Raw genomic sequence first — 18,014 nt, 5'->3', positions numbered from 1 at the left:
GTCCCGCACTCCGCGGGTGGGAGGGGCCCGCGCTCCTCTCACCTGCCCGCGAACACGTCCCGCAGGGCGTGGTCGAGATGGTCGGCGGCCGCCGCGGTGTCGGGTCTCTCCGCGGCCAGCAGCGCGTGCACATGGGACTGCAGGACCTGGGTGAACGCCCCGTAGTAGGGGGTGCGCGGACGCTGCACGGCCTCGGTCAGCGCCGCGCCGAGGAGCCGGATGTACGCGTTGCGTGCCTCGGGCCCCTGCCCCTTGGGGGTGCCCTCCCCCGTGGCCGCCGCCTTCGGTGAGTCCCCGGCGGGCCGGAGGGCGGCGGCGACGCGGGGCCAGCAGGGCTTGGGCGCGCTGCCGTACACGGAGGCCCGGGTCGCGGCGAAGCCCGCGTCGAGCAGGCAGCGCTCGCTCTCGCGGGAGGTCAGGAAGGTGATGAGGGCGCGGGCGTTCTCGGCGCGCGGCGAGTCGGCGGTGACGGCGAGGTTCTGACCGCCGAGCACGGCCTTCCCCGGCAGCCGGTTCACGGCGTACTCATCGGCCTTCATCAGGTTGCCCAAGGCCCCGTAGGCGTAGGGCCAGTGGCGCAGGAAGACGGCACGGCCCTCGGCGAAGTCGGTGAGGGACGCCGTCTCGTCGGAGGTGAGCGCGGCGGGCTGGACGCGGCCCCGGCCGACGCGGTCGAGGAGCGAGTCGAGTCCCTTCTTCAGCTCTCCGGGGCTGGAGCTGTACCGGCCCTCGCTGTCGGTGAGATGGACCCCTGCGTCGGCGAACGCCTCGACGGTGTTGACGGTCAGCCCTTCGTACTGCTTCAACTGGGTCGTCCAGCCCGCCCGTTCGTGGGGGCGGACCGGGTTCAGCCCGAGTGTCCTGACCGAGGAGTAGAGCTGGTCCCAGGTCCAGTTGGCGTTGGGCTGCTTGTCCGGCTCGATGTCGGCGTCGGTCAGGAGGTCGGGCCGGTAGTACAGCAGTCCCACGTCGGTGTTGAACGGCCGGGCGTAGGTGCGGCCCTTCCACACGGTCGTGGCGTGGACCTGCCGGATGAAGTCGGCGTCGTCGTCGGCGCCGCTCTCCGCGACGGGCAACGGGCTGATCAGTCCGGCCTCGGCGAACTCCGGGATCCAGGTGATGTCGAGGTTCACCACGTCGTAGCGGGCACTGCCGGACTGAAGGGCGCCCAGAAGCTGACTGCGCTGCTGGTCGGCGGCCCCGGGCAGCTCCACGAGCTTGGCCTGCCGGTCCTTCGATCCGGCGTGCCGGCGGTTCCACTCCTCTATCAACTGCTGCCGCACACTGCCGGAGCCGGTGACGTCGAGCCCGCTGGCGACGACGATGGGGCCCGCCGCCGTCTCCTTCTCGCCGGACTTCCCGGAACCCTCGCCCCCGCCGGTGCAGGCGGCTGAGACGAGCGCGAGGAGACAGCCGAGAGCCACGGCGGCCCTGGCCCGGCGGCGGGCGGTGCCACGTTCGGCGTGCGTCATTCCGCGTCCCCCGTACCGGCCTTGGCGACCTCCGCCGCTAGTTCGGCCGCGATGTCGTCGCCGGGATCCAGGCAGCGTCCGCCGCTCGCCACAGCGAGCCGGTCGCCGAACCTGCCGGGTGCGCAGGCCCCGTCCTGGAGCGAGACCGTCACGATCCTCACGGGCGGCGTCCTTCCCGCGTCCGTGACCAGCGCCGCCTGCTCGCTCTTCCCGACGTCCTCGAAGTCCTCGCCGTCGGTGACCAGGACGAGGAGGCGCGGCTGTTCCGCGACGGTGGAGTCACCGCGCAGGGCCGTGAGCGCGGCGCGCAGCCCCGCCCCGATACGCGCGTCGAAGGCGGCCGTCCCGGCTCCGGCGACGGCCTTCCGCACAGCGGCACCGGTGTTCGGCCCGAGCCCCACCAGCTCCGTCACCGGTTTCCCCGGGGCGACCGCGGCCGTCCACACCCCGTACGAGTCCTCGGCCCCCAGGGACCCCATCGAGCGGGCCACGAGTTCCTTGGCACCACCGGTGCCGTCCCAGAGCCGTTTGTCCGCCACGGAGGTCGAGTTGTCGAGGAGGTAGAGCACCCGGCCGGGCCCGAGCGCCCCCCGGTAGCGGCTCAGGGTCTCGTTCAGCGACGCCGACGCGTCGGCGTTCGGGCCGGTCGTGGGGATCCGTTCGCGCACGGCCGTCGTGTTGTCCTCGGACCGCAGCACCGAGTCGTCACCGGGCGGCGCCGGATCGCCCTCGTCGACACCGCGGAAGCCGTCGTCGGTGAAGCACTCCTGGGCGGCCCGGTCCGTGACCAGCCACTCGTAGAAGTCCTCGACGGCCGTCCTCCGGGCGACGGCGTCCCTGTCGGCACCTTCCCAGGAGACCCGGACGAAGGGCAGGTCCAGCATCGGCACGTCGGAGGGGTAGTGGGCCACCCGGTGCGCCAGGGCCTCGGTCGCGCAGGCGGGGCGGCCGGTCTCGCCCGCCGAGAGGTTGAACTGCGCCAGGGTCTGCTCCGGCACGAGGACCGCCGCCCGGTCCTCCAGGTCGTTGTGCGTACCGTCGGCCAGGGCGCACATCAGTTCCCGCGCGGTGGAGGGCATGGGCCGCAGAGCCCCCGCCATGCCCTGTTCGACCGTGGAGGCGTGCCCGTCGGCGGAGGTGGCGTACAGCGCGTCGGTCGCCAGCAGGGCCGCCTCGGTACCCTCGGGATCGGGGCGCAGGATCTCGACCTCCTGGGCGGCCTCCAGCCCGGTGATGATCTCGCCGAGCGGGTCGTCGGTCTGGAGGCTCTGGGGCAGGGACATGGTGTCCGGCACCCCGAGGACAATCGGCGTGTAGGCGACGGAACCCAGACGGTCGAGCTTCACGACGCTCCTCCCCGTGCTCGTGGACGTCTCCCCGCCTCCCGGGCCACCGCCCGCCCCTTCGGCGGTCGCCCGCTGCCATGCGCTGCCCGCGGCCGGGATCCAGACATCGGGCTGTGCGCCCACGTCCCGCTGGGGCCGCGGGCAGACGCCGGAGGCCGGGCAGACGGCGGGCGGTTCCTGCCAGAGCGAGGAGGACCGGAGGGCGGACACCGCGTCGGTGGCCTTGGCGTCGTACACGTTGATGCCGACCGTCCGGCAGCCGTGGGCGTCCCTCCTGGGATAGGCGTCGGCGGCCTTCTGCACGGTGGGCCTCAGGTCGGGGTCGGTGAGCACCCGCAGTTCGAGGGGCGAGTCGCACGCGCCCTCGGCGGACCCGCCCAGGAGGTACCACGTACCGCCCGTGGCCAGGACGGCCACGCCCGCCAGCACGAGTGCGGTCGTCCGGGTCATGCGGCGGACCAGGACGGGGAGCAGGCGGTGCGGGAGGGCCGGGGCGGAGAGCCGCGGCCACCGCCTCGTGTGCCCCTTCGGCGCGCCGTCCCGCGGTGGCTGCCGCGGGGGTTCGGGTCCCGCGGCGAGCGCGAGCACCACGTCGTCGCCGTGCCGCCGCTCGTCCGGCACCCACGGATGCCCGTCGACGGCCTTGTACGGCGCCATCGCCCGGCGGATACCGGTGACGATCCTGGTGAAGGTGACCGGCTCGCCCTCGCCCGTGGTCAGCAGCCGGTGCAGGGCCGCCGTGAACTCCGTACCGGTGCCGGGGTCGCCGGGCGGGATCTCCACTCCCGGCTCGGCGGCGGTGAGCAGCGCGAAGTTCTGTCCGGCCGCGGGGCTGAAGGCCCAGAGGGCGTTGCCCGCGAAACAGCAGTCGAGGATGACGACGACCCAGTCGGCGCGGGCGTAGCGCAGCTCGGGCATGATGTCGTCGCGCCAGGACAGGGTGTCGACGAAGGGGTGGTGCCGGTCCCTGGTCACCCGGGAGTCGGTGAACATCAGGTTGAGGTCGCTGCCGTCGGGCCGCACGATGCCGTGTCCGGCGAAGTAGACCACCAGCAGGCCGGTGACCTCCTCACGGGCCGCGGTCAGGGCGGCACGCACCCGGAGCGGGTCGACGGTGGCCGGGCCGCCGTCCGCGGGGACCTCCACGAGGTCGTCCGGGCCGAGCATGCCGGTGCGTTCGGCGGTCAGCGCCTCGCGCATGAGGCGGAGGTTGGTGGCGACGGCCGGGAGGTCGTTCCGCGCGCCCTCGTAGTGCTCCACCCCGATCAGCACGGCTCGGTGCCGCTTGGCTCTGTTCGCCTCGCCGCGCGCGTCGTACGGCGGCACAGCCGCTAGTCCTGTCCGGGCTCGTCGCCGCCGCGCGGCCGGTTCGGCCCGCCGGAACCGGGTCCGGTACCAGGTCCGGCGTCCGGGTCCCCGTCACGACCGCTGCCGGAGTCACGCCTGCCGGTGCCAGGGTTGCCGGTGTCGCGGCCGTCGGTGTCGCGGCCGTCGGTGTCGCGGCCCTCGGTGTCGCGGCTCAGGCCGGAGCCAGGCCCCTCGGACGGTCCGTCGAGGGTGACGCGGGGTGTCTCCTCGGGATCGGCGAACCGGCGCCGGTTGCGCAGCCAGGTCTCCACGGACCGCCACGCGTTCTCGGTCACGGAGCGCGCCACCTCGACGGAGACGACGAGGATGATGTCCTGGATCAGCTCCCCGCTCATCGCCTCGGTCTGCGTGAGCGAGTCCTTGCGCGCCAGGCCGGCCTCGCCCCGTTCGAGCGCGTCCTCCAGGACCGGCGCGCTCTGCAGCCAGGTGTGGAGGGCTTCGAGGTCGTCGCGCCGGGTGTGCGTCCCGCTCACGGCGATCCGTAATTCGACCTTCTCCTGCCCCGGCTCCCCCGCGCCCGTGTCCACCCCGTCCGCCATGCGTGCCCCCATCGGCCCCATCGCCCTCGTCCCGCAAGGGACTGGTCTCTGAACACACGAGTATTTCATGGGCATTGACACCAGGCACCCCTTTGTTCCGGGTTCCCTCAAGGCCCTTGCGTCTCCGCCGATGAGTTCTTCCGCCGACCGCGGTCATACCAGCTGACAGACTTCCGACCGCAACGTGGGCGCAGGCCACGACGGAACCGAACGACGGGACGCGACGACATGACCGATGCAGTGAAGGGCCCCGCGAGCTACTTCCCCTCGATCGAGAAGAAGCACGGCCGCCCGATCGCGGAGTGGAAGGGACTCATCCGCTCCTCGCCCCTGACCAGGCACATGGAGATCGTCGCCTGGCTGAAGGCCGAACACGGTCTGGGCCACGGCCACGCCAACGCCCTGGTCGCACACACCCTCGCCGAGGACGAGGCGGCCGGGTAGGCCCCGGCTCAGTTCTCCCCGCCTCAGTTCTCCCCGGCTCAGTTCTCCCCGGCTCGGGTCTCTCCCCCGGGGATCGCCTGTTCCGACCAGACGGTCTTGCCCTCGGGGGCGTAGCGGGTGCCCCACAGCGAGGCGAGCTGGGAGATGATGAAGAGCCCCCGCCCGCCCTCGTCGACCGCTCCGGCGTACTTCATGTACGGGGCGGTGGTGCTGCCGTCCCGGATCTCGCAGGTCAGTCCCCGGTCGAGGATGAGGCGGAGTTCCACGGGCGGACTGCCGTAGCGCACCGCGTTGGTCACCAGCTCACTGACGATCAGCTCGGTCGCGTCGCCCGTGTCGCCCTCCAGGTGCCAGTCCGCCAGCGTCTTGGACGTGAGGCGGCGCGCGGTCGCCGGTGCCGACCTGTCGTAGGGCAGCTCCCAGGCCGCGTACCGGTCCGCGGGCATGGCGTGCGTCCGGGCCAGCAGCAGGGCGGCGCCGCGGAGTTCGGGGTTGTCCGGCAGCGCGCGGGCGACCGCGTCGCACAACTCCCCCATCGGCCGGTCCGTGGGCAGGAGTGCCTGGCGCAGCGCGCCGGAGGTGGGCTGGGCGTGGCCGCGCAGCGCGTTGCTGTGGAGCGCGACCAGGCTGCCTTCCTTCAGCGAGAGGGAGACGGCGGCGACGGGGGCCCGGTCGGCGGTCCCCAGCGGCGGCCCCACGGGCAGCCCGACGACGTAGGCGGCGCCGTCCGGTTCGACGACGAAGGGGGCGGGGTGGCCGGCCGACGCCACGGTGCACGTCTCGGTGAACGGGTCGTACACCGCGTACGCGCAGGTCGCGGCCAGCGGTTCCTGGTTGAGCGGGTCGCTCTGCGGCAGCTGGGCCCGTTCCTCCGCGAGCCTCGCCGCCGTGTCGTACAGCCGGGCGAGGAGCTCGTCGGGCTCCAGGTCGAGGGCGGCGAGCGCGTGGACGACGGTGCGCAACTGCCCCATGGTGGTGGCCGCGTGGATGCCACGCTCGGAGACCTCCCCGATGACGAGTCCCGTGCGGGCCCCGGACAGGGCGATGGTGTCGAACCAGTGGCCGGCGTCCCCGCCGGGCAGCAGCAGGTGGTCCGTCTCGACGGCGGGCTGGGGGGCGGTGCTCTGCGGCAGCAGCCTGCGCTGGAGGGCGCTGGCGATGGTGTACTCGTGCACGTAGCGGCGGGCGTTGTCGATGCCGAGGGCGACACGGGAGACCATCGCCGACACCACCGGGATGTCCGCCTCGGTGAACGGTTCGGAGTCGCCGCACCGGTAGAGGCTGACCAGCCCCAGGACCGCCCCGTGCACCGTGAGCGGGGCCACCAGCAGTGTGTGCGCACCGATCCTGCGGAGGGAGCCCGCGCGCGCGGAGTCGGCGTCGGCCCAGGGGGCGTCGTCCAGCGGAAGGACTCGGATCCTCAGATCGGACAGGGCCCGGTGGTAGGGGGTCCCGGGGGCCACCGCCCGTACGTCCCCGACCGGGTGCGCGGCCTGTCCGATGCCGTCGTACGCGGCGCGCCTCAGCGGTACCTCCAGGCTCAGCGGCCCGGGGTCGGGGGTCTCGCCGCGCAGCACCGCGTCGACGACCTCGACGACGCCGACGTCCGCGTAGTCGGGGACGATCGCCTCCACGAGTTCGCGGCAGGTGGTGTCGACGTCCAGCGTCCCGCCCACGCCGTCGCGGACCGCGTCGAGCGCGACGTCCCGGCGCAGGCGTCCGACCTGCTCGCTGATGTCGACGACGGACACGGACACCCCCAGCACATTGCCGCCGTCCCCGGGCCGCGCCCCGCTCCCCTCCTGGAGCCGGAACGCCGTCAGGGCGAGGGTGCGCCGCCCGCCGGGTACGTCGCCGTGGGCCGCGCGGAAGGGCCGGTCGACCCCGGGTTCGCCGGTGCGCAGGACCTCCCGCAGGAAGACCTCCACCCGCTCGGGTTCCTCGAAGGCGCACACGTCCCGGAAGGGCCGTCCGCGCAGGCTCCCGTTCCGGTGCGTGCCGGAGGCCGTGGAGGGATCGCTGATCCGCAGGAGGCGCAGGTCCGGATCGAGTACGTGGACCCGCACGCGTGCCTGCGAGAACATCACGTCCAGCAACGCCGCCCCGACCGCGTCGTCGCCCTGGCCGCCGGTTCCGTGGCTGCCGCCGGCCGCCCAGACGGCCCACCCGGAGCCCGCGAGGGGCTCCAGCCGCAGGCCACCCGGCGCCTCGCCGTCCCCGGCGGACCGCCGGGTGTCCCCTGCCAGGACGTCCATCACGCGCAGGCCCAGTGCGTCGGCGGTGGCGGGGCCGAAGCGCCGCTCGGCCGCCCGGCTCCAGCCGGTGACCACTCCGGCGCCGTCCACGACCATCAAGGGCGCATCAGCCATGAGCGCGACTCCTTCGCCCCCTCACGGGACCAGGACCGGTGCCTTCCGCGAATGACCCGGGAACGGGCCTCCGCACACGTCGGCACGTACGCAACCAGCATCGGTCCCAGGTGCGCCGCCCGCGACCGGAGGGCACGGGCCCGGGCCGTGGCCCGCCGGGCGGTGGCCCGGTGTCGGTGGCGGCCCCTAGCCTGCGGCCATGAGCAGCGCGACCGACACGGACCGCACCTTCCCCGCCGCCCTCGCCGCGGTGGCCGAGGTCGACTTCTACGACGACCACTACCTCAGCGTCGACGAGGACGAGGACGAGTACCACCGCTTCGACTTCGAGCCGACCGCTTACTTCGAGTCGGCCGAGTGGACGGCCGGCATGTTCCGGAGCTGGACGGGGAACCCCGAGGCCGACGGTGACGTCTACCTCCCCTTCGGCCAGGACGGCGCGGGCGGCCGGGCCATGGTCTGGCGTGCCCGCCCCGGCCGCCCCCTCACCGACCAGCCGATCGTGTTCCTCGGCTCGGAGGGCGAGGTCGGCGTGGTGGCGGGCAGCCTCTCCGACTTCCTGTGGGTCCTGGCCGACGGCTACGGCCCGATGGAAGCCGCGCTTGCCGAGGAACTCGCGTCCCGCCCCGAGGAGCCCCTGGTCCGCCTCGCCGAACGCCACGCGACCACACCGCGGCGGACGGCCGAGGAGATCGTCACGGAGACCCGGGCGGAGTTCCCCACCTTCGAGGAGGACATCCACGCGATGTGCCGGTGACAGCGGCGCCTGCCCGGTGGTGACTCGGGCCGGACCCGGTCCGCCGTGTCGATCTCGCCGTCTCGCCGTCTCGATGTCCCGATGTCCCGATGTCTCGATGTCTCGATGTCCACGAGGCCGTGTCAGGACTCGCCGGCACGGCAGGGCGTCCTGACACGTCAGCGCGGCACGGCGTCCTGACACGTCAGCGCGGCACCGTGTCCGGGCTGGTCCGTCCGGCGTCCGGTGCCGAAGAGGGCCCGGTCGTCGCGCCCGCACCCCGCAGGAGGCCGACCGACAGGGCGGCTGCGCACACCATGACCAGGGCCGCGCCGACCGCCGCGATGCCCAGCCCGTGGGTGAAGGCCTCGCGTGCGGCCGTCAGCACGGCGTCCGCCGTCGCGGGCGGCAGTTCGGCCGCGACGGCTGCCGCGCCGCCAAGGGTCTCGCCCACCGCGTCGGCGTACTGCGTTCCCGCGGGCAGTGCGTCCGCCATGTCCCGGCTGTAGACGGCCGCACCGACGGAACCCAGGATCGCCATGCCCAGGGCCCCGCCCAGCTCCTGCCCCGACTCCAGCACGGCCGCCGCCGAGCCGGCCCGTTCCGGCGGGGCGGCGCCCAGCGCGAGTTCGTTGGCCAGGGTCATGGCGGCCACGAGTCCGCCCGCGTAGACGGCGGCGCCGACCAGGCCGACCCACAGGGGCGAGTCGGTGTGCAACCGCGTCATCCAGAGGAAGCCGCAGGCGGCCATGAGGAAGCCGCCCCCCATGACGTACGCACGGTCGATCCGCTGGGCGAGCGCGGCGCCGGTCGGCGCCATGACGGCCACTCCCGCCGCCGGCACCAGGCTCCACAGGGCGGCGGTCAGGGGGCTCAGTCCGAGCACGGACTGCATGTACTGGGTGAAGAAGACGGCCATGCCCACCGTGGCGAACATGGCGAGCACGTCGGCGAGCACGGGGCCGCCGAAGGACCGCCGTCCGATGAGGCCGAGGTCGATCAACGGGTGGGCGAGGTGCTTCTGGCGGCGTACGAAGACTGTTCCGAGCACGAGCCCCACGAGGACGCAGACCGCGGGCAGCGGTTCGTAACCGTGCCGGGCCCATTCCTTGATGCCGTAGATGACCGTGAGGAGGGCACCCAGCGAGAGCGCGGCGCTGAGGACGTCGAAGCGGCCGTGAGCGGCGGTCGCGGTCTCCGGCACCAGGATGGGGACGAGCACGAGCAGCAGCACCATGGCGGGGAGGTTGATGAGGAACACCGAGCCCCACCAGAAGTGTTCGAGCAGCAGCCCGCTGACGACGGGGCCGAGCGAGATGCCGGCGGTCATGACACCGGTCCAGATGGTCACCGCCTTCGCACGCTGCTTCGCGTCGTGGAAGAGGTTGCGGATCAGCGCGAGGGTGGAGGGCATCAGGGCGGCACCGCCGATCCCGAGCAACGCACGTGCGGCGATGAGCATCTCGGCGGACTGCGCGTACGCGGCGGCCACCGAGGCCGCTCCGAACACCGCCGCTCCCGCCAGGACGAGCGTGCGCCGCCCGATGCGGTCGCCGAGGGAGCCCATGACGATGAGCAGGCCGGCGAGCACGAAGCCGTACATGTCCAGGATCCACAACTGCTGTGTGGCGCTGGGCTCCAGGTCCTGGCTGATGAACGGGATGGCGAAGTAGAGGATGGACACGTCCATCGAGACGAGGAGCAGCGGCAGCATCAGGACGCCGAGGGCGGTCCATTCCTTACGGCCCGCGAGGGGACCGGATGTGTTCTCCATGCTCCGTACGGAAGCGGGCTGTCACGTACACCGCAAACAGCAACCTAGTGCACCGGCGAGAACCCGCAGATGAAAGGGTTACGACAGCACCAGGTGCACTAGTACGGTGCCGCCATGACGACCGAACCGCCCTACCTCCGCATCGCCGGGGAGATCCGCCGCCGCATCGAGTCGGGCGAGCTGGGCCCGGGCGATCCGGTCCCCTCCACCCGCCGGATCACGCAGGAGTGGGGCGTGGCGATGGCCACCGCGACGAAGGCCCTCGGGGCGCTGAACCAGGAGGGACTGGTGCGGGCGGTGCCCGGCGTCGGCACGGTGGTCGCGGAGAGCGGCCGAGAACGCGCCACCACGCCTGCCCGCCAGCTGAGCCGGGAACTCGTCATCCGCACGGCGATAGAGCTCGTGGACGCGGAGGGCCTCGCAGCCCTCTCGATGCGGCGCATCGCGACGGAGTTCGGCACGTCCACCATGGCGCTCTACCGCCACGTCCCGAGCAAGGGCGAACTGGTCCGCCTGATGGCGGAAGCGGTGTTCGGCAGCGGCCCGACAGGCCCCCGCCCGACGGGCTGGCGCCCCCACCTGGAACGGGAGGCCCGCTGGCTGTGGAAGCAGTACGCCCGCCACCCCTGGCTGGCCCGCTCCGTGGCCGGCCTCACCCGCCCGATGGCCTCCCCGAACGCGATGCAGTACACGGAACGGGTCCTGGCAGGCCTGGCCGGCCTCGGCCTCACCCCGGAACAGATGCTGCACATCCACCTCACGATCCTCGGCTACGCCCAGGGAATCGCGATGGCCGTCGAGCTGGAGTCCCAGGCACGCCAGGACAGCGGCATGACGGCGGAGGAGTGGATGACGTCGATGGAACCCCGCATGGCCGCCGTCCAGACGACCGCGGCCTACCCGGTCCTGTCCACGTTCTTCGGCACCGACGACTTCGAGCTGGAACTGGGCACCCTCTTCGAATTCGGCCTGGCGCGGGTGCTGGACGGGGTGGAGGGGCTGGTGGAGGGGGCCAGGCCCGGCGTGAGGCCGTGAACCGCGCGTCCAATATCAGCCGTTGGCCGAATTCACCGGGGATTCCCCTATGTCTCACCTTTGCAATACGATCACATTCAACAATCAGCTACGGGCCGCTCACCCCCACACAGGTCCCGTTCCGTCTGTGCGAGGAAGCCCATGCCGCCCTACCAGCCGTCCTCGGACTGGCAGTACGAGATCCCGACGACCGGCAGCAAGCGGCTGCCGCCCGCCGCGCGTTACGTCGAGTCGCTGGCGCACCAGGGATACGGTTTCGAGGCTGCGATCGCGGACCTCGTCGACAACTCCATCGACGCGGGCGCGCGCAACGTCGTCATCAGCTTCCTCCGGGACGAGGACCGGCTGGTCAGTCTCCTGGTCGTCGACGACGGACAGGGCATGAACGACGAGGCGCTCGACACCGCGATGACGGTGGGTGGGCGGCAGGAGTACGGGGCCAAGGCGCTGGGGCATTTCGGCGCGGGCCTCAAGGCGGCCTCGCTCTCGCACGCCGACTCCCTGACCGTGATCAGCCGCACCAAGCGCAGCCCGTCCACCGGCCGCCGGTGGCTGACGGCACGTGCCCAGGCCGACTTCACCTGCGACATCGTGGACCCCGGCTACTGCCAGGATCTCGTCGACCGGTACGACGGCCTGATCGAATGGCACGGCACGATCGTCCGCTGGGACAAGGTCCGGGCCTTCGACACGATCACCGCGGGGCAGGCCGACCGCTATCTCGACGACGCCATCGAGAAGCTGGAGACCCATCTCGGGCTCCACCTGCACCGCTTCCTGGCTGATGACGCGTTCAACGTCGACATCGTGGTCGAGGACGTCACGACCACGGAGGAGCTCGACCACCGCGGTGTGGAACCGATCGACCCCTTCGGCTACCGCCTGCCCGGCCGGGCGGGCTACCCGCGTACGTACACCGCTCCCGTCGAGGGGGTCGGCGACGTGGCACTGACCGCGCACATCTGGCAGCCGAAGTCCCCGTTGGTCAGCTTCCGCGGCATCGGACCGCTAGCGGAGCGGCAGGGCTTCTACATCTACCGCAACGACCGTCTCGTCCAGGCGGGCGGCTGGAACAGCACCCGCAGCCCGGAGGGTCACCTCGCGCTGGCCCGTATCGCGATCGATCTCCCGGCTGAGGCGAACGACGTCTTCAGCCTCACGGTCAAGAAGGACGGCGTGACGGTCACCCCGGCCTTCGCCCGAGGGCTGGAACAGGCGACGGACGCGACGGGCCACACGTTCGGCGAGTACGTCCAGGAGGCCCAGACGACGTACCGGGAGGCTGCCAAGCGGGTCACCGAAGTGACGCGCGACGCCGTCATCCCCGCCGGCAAGGGGCTGGACCCGAAGCTGCGGCGAACGCTGCGGGACGAACTGCCGGAACTGGAGGGGGAGGAACCGATCACCTTCCGCTGGGCGTCCCTGGCACCGGATCTGTTCTTCGAACTCGACCGCGACGTACGCGAGATCAGGCTCAACAAGCTGTACCGGACGGCGTTCAACGGTGACCGCAGGGGCGGACTCAACGACGCTCCGGTCGTCAAGAGCATGCTTTATCTGATGGTGGAGGAGATCTTCCAGAAGTCCCGGGTCCGCGCCTCGCGAGCCGACAAGATCGCTCTGTGGAACAGCGTCCTGGTGACAGCAGCGCGCTGCGAGATGACCCGCTGAGCTCCGCCTCGATCCGCTCCTGTCACACCTCCGAGAAAGCCGTCCCGCCATGACCGACCATCTGTTCAACCTGCACGGCGACGTCCTGGCGTCCTTGCGCCGGGGCCCGAAGGCATTCGCGAGGCTGGCCCTAGCGCACTCGGAGTCGGACGAACCGGCCGACATCGACCTCGGTCATTTCCGGGACCGGCTCGTCGCGGCCGGACCGGGTGACGAACTCGTCGCACTGTGGCACCGCACTCTGACCGCCTGGGACCTGGCGGAGCAGACGGACTGGTCCGATGCCCCGGCCCGTACGGACGCCCGGCGCACCGACATCCTCGACCGTCTCGGCTTCGGTGCGGACCTGCGCAAGGCGCTGGACGAGGCCGTACCGGTGTTCAAGGAGCCCGGGGCCACGGTCATCAGCAAGGAGTTCACGTCCTGGTACTCCAGGGACGCCGCGGCAGCACGCGCCTTCTACTGGAACTCCTACGAGCAGACACTGCGCGGCAAGGGCTGGTCGGACGCGGCCGTGTCGAGCCTGGACGAAGCCAGCCACGCCGTGGTCGAGCGCCTCTCCGATCCGACCCGTACCGAGGCGTACGGGTCCCGGGGCCTGGTCGTCGGATACGTGCAGTCGGGCAAGACGGCCAACTTCACGGGTGTGACGGCGAAGGCCATCGACGCGGGGTACCGCCTGGTCATCATCCTCGGCGGCACCCTGAACCTCCTGCGGGGCCAGACCCAGCGTCGCCTGGACATGGAACTGATCGGCCGGGAGAACATCCTGCGCGGGACCGACCCGGCGGACACGGACGCACTCATCGGCGTCGACTACCAGGACGACGAGGATTGGCCGGCGAAGTTCGTCAGCCATGGCGGCCGTCCGTCGACGCTGGGCTCGTTCGACATCGAGCGCCTCACGACGCGGGACAACGACTACAAGAGCCTGGAAACAGGCATCCGGGCCCTCGAATTCGACAAGCAGGACCGCACCCAGCCCCTGTACTCACCGGACAACCTGCATCACGCCGCCGCACGCGTGATGGTGGTGAAGAAGAACTCCTCGGTGCTGGCCAAGCTCATCAAGGACCTGAAGAAGATCGGTCCGATCCTCTCCGAGGTCCCGACACTGATCATCGATGACGAATCCGACCAGGCGTCGGTGAACACGACGGATCCCAAGAAGTGGGAGGACGGCAAGGTCGCCCGCAAGGCCATCAACGGCCAGATCACACAGCTCCTCGGCCTGCTTCCGCGCGCCCAGTACGTCGGCTACACGGCGACGCCCTTCGCCAACGTCTTCGTCGATCCGGGCGACGAGGAGGACATCTTCCCCAGAGACTTCCTGATCTCGCTCCCCAGGCCGACCGGCTACATGGGGGTTCAGGACTTCCACGATCTGGAGTCCGACGGCACGGCCGAGGAGACGCACGTACGCGGGATCTACGACGACACCGGAGACCGCCTCCAGGAAGCACTGGACGCCTTCGTCCTCACGGGAGCGCTGAAGCTGTACCGCGCGGACCGTGACGTGCCCGCAGGGCCGTTCCGCCACCACACCATGCTGGTCCACGAGTCCGTGCAACAGCGGGAACACGCGGCCCTCGCGCTGCGGATCAACTCGATGTGGCACCGGTCGGCATACACGGGCCAGGAGGGCCACGCACGCCTCTCCGCCCTCCTGGCATCCGATTTCCAGCGCTTCGCGGACGACGGCCTGCCGACCCCCATGTCGTACGACGACCTGAGGCCGTACGTCTCCCGGGCCCGCCAGTTGATCAACTCGGGCGGCGAACCCGTGATCATCGTCAACGGGGCCACCGAACGCGACTACGAACAGGCCGAGCTCGACTTCGACCGGACCCCGCACGTGTGGAAGATCCTGGTGGGAGGCACGAAGCTCTCCCGTGGCTTCACGATCGAGGGCCTCACGGTCACGTACTACCGCCGCCTCGCCCAGCAGGCCGACACCCTGATGCAGATGGGCCGCTGGTTCGGCTTCCGCCCCGGCTACCGCGACCTGGTCCGCCTCTACATCGGCCGCGAAGAACCGATGGGCAAGAAGAAGACCGTCGACCTCTACGAGGCCTTCGAGGCGATCTGCCGCGACGAGGAGACCTTCCGCGCCCAGCTCACCCGCTACGCGACCCTGGTGGACGGAAAGCCGCAGATCACCCCGGCCCAGATCCCGCCGCTGGTATCGCAGCACCTGTCCTGGCTCAAGCCGGCGGCCCGGAACAAGATGTTCAACGCGGAGCTGGTGGAGATCCGGTCGCCGGGGCAGCCAATTGAACCTGCCGCCTACCCCGCGGACGCAGCGGCAACCAGGCGTAACACCGAACGCTGGCGGCCTCTGCTTAACGCTCTCGGCTCAGCGCCTGTGACGCTCACGAACCCCTCGGACAATACGAGCTCACTCTCACGCAACTTTTCCGCTCTCACAGCGACCATCTCCCACGCTGAGCTTGTCTCCCTCTTGAGTGCGCTTGAGTGGGATCGGCCCGAACTCTTCCGGCCCCATCTCACCTACCTCGCGCAGCTCGACGGAAGGCTGGCCACTGTGGATGAATGGCTGGTCATCGTTCCCCAGCTGTCCCGATCGAACCGGACCGAAGCAAGCATCCTGGGTTCGGTCCCACTTTCGCTTGCACGTCGAAGTCGTCAGGCAGGAAAAGCGGTCTTCGGGCGCATCTCAGGTGTGGAGCACCGAACTTCAGCTCAGCGGCTCATCAATGGGCCAGGCAGCGTGGATATCTCGGTCAGCCCGACCACAGGAGTGATGCTGCTGTACCCAGTGGTAGAGAGCCAGAACGACGCGGACACCTCCGCAGCAGCACCCCATGGTGTAGCTGACCCGTCAAAGGTCACAATGGCCTTCACCCTGATTCCGCCGAAATCTGCCATCGACTCCACGCGGCAGCTCCTTCGCTTCCAGGCCAAGGACTCCAGCCACGCCCGGGACGTCTTCGTAACGACGAAATCCTCCTGACGGGAACTGCCGGTGACCAGGCAGTCAGCTCAGATACCCCCTCCGCGCAATCCACGAAAGAGCGTCAAGTGACTCTTTTTGACCTTCCGGGGCCGGCACAGGGCGTCTGCGACGACCCTGAACTGATGCTGGTCCACCAACACCTCATGACGCTCGACCCGGATGGCTCACGCTTCTCCCGGGTACTGCGGGACACTATCGACCAGCTGCTAAATGGTGAGGCCACGGGCAGGTACGACTGGAAAACGCTGTTCAAAACTGAGAAGACCCACGCCGGCACACTCGTTGAGATCAACCTGCAGCGCGAGTTCGAGTTCGATGACGGCATCGACATGGACTATCGCATCGAAGGAATCGACGTCGACTGCAAGTACTCCCAGAAATTCGGCGCCTGGATGATTCCACCGGAAGCAGAAGGGCACTTGTGCTTGCTCGTCTGGGCTGACGACTACGTGAGTCGCTGGAGTGCTGGACTGCTACGCATAGAGCGCGAATGGCTCAACGTGGGCACGAACAGAGACATGAAGTTTACGGTCAAGGCGGAGCACCGCAGCAGGATTACCTGGCTCTGGAAGGATGCGACGCTCCCAGAAAACGTCCTTCTCCATCTCGACGATGCCACGCGAACACGCATCCTGATCCCGGGGAAGCAGAAGGGGCAAGCTCGCGTCCGTGAGCTCTTCCGCTCCGTGCTCGGCAAGCGGATCGGACGCGGTGTCGTGCGCACTGCTGCTCAGCAGCTGGACTACATGGCACGTGTCCGCGAAGGAGACAAGGGACGCGCTCGCCCAGCGCTGCGCCCAGAGGGCATCATCATCCTCGGTGACTACCACTCTCACCAAGCAGTAGCCCGCGCACTCGGAGGCCCCGTCCCAGGAGAAGGTGAGTTCGTTGCCCATCGTGTCACTCGAGCTCTCCCTGAACACGGCGATCGCCCGCGAGCAGAAATCGACGGAGATCTCTGGGTTGTAGCTGAGCCCGGCGAGGCTGTCGGCACGGCGCCACGGCTCCCGGAGGCGCAAGTCGGCCGAGGGGGCTACTGACACTGCCAGCGCCCTCAGCGGGCACATCCGGCCGCGAGAGGACACCGGCTTCCGGCGCCCTCCCGCGGCTACGCAGGTCAGCCCTCACACGGCCCGCCACCTGGTGCAAGCTCCGACTGGCGCGAAGTTCCGAACACATCAGGACGCAGGCTCCGGAGGCATACTGTCGGAACTCCCGCTGCGCACTACGGTGACGGTCACCGATTCAATCGTGGACCAGGATGCACCGTCCTCGTACACCAGAGGGGCGACAGGACGCTTCCTCTCAACGCGGGTTGTGATTTCGGACCAACTGGTTCGCGTGTCATCAGAACTGTCCATGGGGGTTATCTCCGCTTCACTGAAGGTGAACGTACACAGGGGTAGCCAGCGGGGCGTCATGCCTCCCTGGCACGAGGCTGGCAGGGATCTGATCGTGAACGTGCCGGTTACTGATAGCCGCTATGGCCCTGACCTGCGTCACCGACCGACGGGAGCGCCGCTCGCATGACCAGCTCGGCATATGCGGTGAGTTCTCGCTCTATCAGCGCAAGAGCAAGACGCATCGATTCGTCCTGAACGCGCTCACGTCCCCCCAGAATGACCGTCTCCGCAAGGTCCTCCCGGCCCATGTCGTGTAGCTCAGCCACGGTTGCGCTGATCTCGCTCGGCGCCATGGCCTTACTGGCGGACCACGCGATGCCAAGCAGCGTCCTGCGCTCGCCAGCCGCGCCCGCAGCGATAAGTGCGTCAATCGTTTGAGAGGCCACACTGCCCGGAGCGTTGCGCCGGTCCTGTGCCGAAAGTGCCGGACGAGTCATGCACGACCCTGCCGAAACAGGCGTCTTGCCGTTGCTACGAGGTGCCGAAGCAGTGGTGGACACACTCAATGCCGCACGTTCATCCCGGCTCCGCCGCGCAGCAGAGCGGCGGAGCCGCTCAAGCTCGGACAGTGTGACAGCGACGCTCTGCGGTTTCGCCACCACGGCGAGCGCGCGGTGCATCTCTTGCAGCCTTTGCTGGCCCGGCACCCGGCGGCCGCTCCAGTAACAGGAAAGACTACTCACCGGTATCCCCAGGAACCTGGCACGAGCCCCCTGCATCGAGTAGGGACTACTCCTGAGCAACTGACGGAAGCTGTCGGCGAACGCTATGCGGTCGAGGTCGCAACCCTTCCAGTAGTCCTCGCTGACACAGCCAGCGGCAGCCATAAGTCCCCCTCGTATGAGTCGCGTTGAGCAAGAGCCAGTCTTTCCTGGATCGG

Annotated in this window: 12 protein-coding genes; 6 read left to right on the top strand and 6 right to left on the bottom strand. The window is 70.1% G+C overall.

Annotated elements, in window-relative coordinates; genetic code table 11:
- Nucleotides 1–38 precede the first annotated feature (38 nt).
- From P8A20_RS22775 to P8A20_RS22765, 3 genes are read right to left on the bottom strand one after another with little or no spacing between them, the layout of a single operon-like run.
- Nucleotides 39–1,472 (bottom strand): extracellular solute-binding protein, encoded by a 1,434-nt coding sequence (locus tag P8A20_RS22775; RefSeq protein WP_306104153.1) that lies wholly within the window; start codon nt 1,470–1,472, stop codon nt 39–41.
- Nucleotides 1,469–4,144, bottom strand: coding sequence for a substrate-binding domain-containing protein (locus P8A20_RS22770; protein ID WP_306104152.1), 2,676 nt, complete (start codon nt 4,142–4,144; stop codon nt 1,469–1,471). The genes P8A20_RS22775 and P8A20_RS22770 overlap by 4 nt, the downstream gene beginning before the upstream one ends.
- Nucleotides 4,145–4,149: 5 nt before the next feature.
- Nucleotides 4,150–4,725, bottom strand: a complete 576-nt coding sequence (locus tag P8A20_RS22765; RefSeq protein WP_306104151.1) for a hypothetical protein — start codon at nt 4,723–4,725, stop codon at nt 4,150–4,152.
- Nucleotides 4,726–4,953: 228 nt separating this feature from the next.
- Here P8A20_RS22765 and P8A20_RS22760 point away from each other — a divergent pair, with 228 nt between their 5' ends.
- A complete protein-coding gene (locus P8A20_RS22760) occupies nt 4,954–5,169 on the top strand; it encodes a DUF4287 domain-containing protein (protein WP_147961364.1) in 216 nt (71 codons plus the stop codon).
- Between the two features lie 38 nt (nt 5,170–5,207).
- On the opposite strand, the gene P8A20_RS22755 is transcribed toward P8A20_RS22760, so the two are convergent.
- Nucleotides 5,208–7,538, bottom strand: a complete 2,331-nt coding sequence (locus P8A20_RS22755; RefSeq protein WP_306104150.1) for an ATP-binding SpoIIE family protein phosphatase — start codon at nt 7,536–7,538, stop codon at nt 5,208–5,210.
- Between the two features lie 199 nt (nt 7,539–7,737).
- Here P8A20_RS22755 and P8A20_RS22750 point away from each other — a divergent pair, with 199 nt between their 5' ends.
- Complete coding sequence (locus P8A20_RS22750; protein WP_306104149.1) at nt 7,738–8,295, top strand: SMI1/KNR4 family protein; 558 nt, start codon at nt 7,738–7,740, stop codon at nt 8,293–8,295.
- A 184-nt stretch (nt 8,296–8,479) separates the two neighbouring features.
- On the opposite strand, the gene P8A20_RS22745 is transcribed toward P8A20_RS22750, so the two are convergent.
- Nucleotides 8,480–10,048: an MFS transporter gene (locus tag P8A20_RS22745; protein ID WP_306104148.1), complete on the bottom strand. Its 1,569-nt coding sequence runs from the start codon at nt 10,046–10,048 to the stop codon at nt 8,480–8,482.
- Between the two features lie 114 nt (nt 10,049–10,162).
- On the opposite strand from P8A20_RS22745, the gene P8A20_RS22740 reads away from it, so the two are divergent.
- From P8A20_RS22740 to P8A20_RS22725, 4 genes are all read left to right on the top strand, one after another.
- Nucleotides 10,163–11,083 carry a TetR/AcrR family transcriptional regulator C-terminal domain-containing protein gene (locus P8A20_RS22740; RefSeq protein WP_306104147.1) on the top strand — a complete coding sequence of 307 codons (921 nt, stop codon included), beginning with the start codon at nt 10,163–10,165 and terminating at the stop codon, nt 11,081–11,083.
- 141 nt (nt 11,084–11,224) lie between these two features.
- Entirely contained in the window at nt 11,225–12,754 is a 1,530-nt protein-coding gene (locus P8A20_RS22735; RefSeq protein WP_306104146.1) for an ATP-binding protein, read from the top strand.
- Between the two features lie 49 nt (nt 12,755–12,803).
- Nucleotides 12,804–15,728: a Z1 domain-containing protein gene (locus tag P8A20_RS22730; protein WP_306104145.1), complete on the top strand. Its 2,925-nt coding sequence runs from the start codon at nt 12,804–12,806 to the stop codon at nt 15,726–15,728.
- A 68-nt stretch (nt 15,729–15,796) separates the two neighbouring features.
- Nucleotides 15,797–16,771: a NaeI family type II restriction endonuclease gene (locus P8A20_RS22725; protein ID WP_306104144.1), complete on the top strand. Its 975-nt coding sequence runs from the start codon at nt 15,797–15,799 to the stop codon at nt 16,769–16,771.
- A 428-nt stretch (nt 16,772–17,199) separates the two neighbouring features.
- Here the strand turns inward: P8A20_RS22725 and P8A20_RS22720 are convergent, their stop codons facing one another.
- The gene (locus tag P8A20_RS22720) at nt 17,200–17,961 is read right to left on the bottom strand and encodes a hypothetical protein (protein WP_306104143.1); all 762 of its coding nucleotides are present in this window, start codon (nt 17,959–17,961) and stop codon (nt 17,200–17,202) included.
- Nucleotides 17,962–18,014: the final 53 nt, after the last annotated feature.

The organism is Streptomyces sp. Alt3 (genome assembly GCF_030719215.1).
Lineage (GTDB): Bacteria > Actinomycetota > Actinomycetes > Streptomycetales > Streptomycetaceae > Streptomyces > Streptomyces glycanivorans.
The sequence above is the reverse complement of the archived record's forward strand: the minus strand, read 5'-3'. Positions and strand labels throughout refer to the sequence as shown.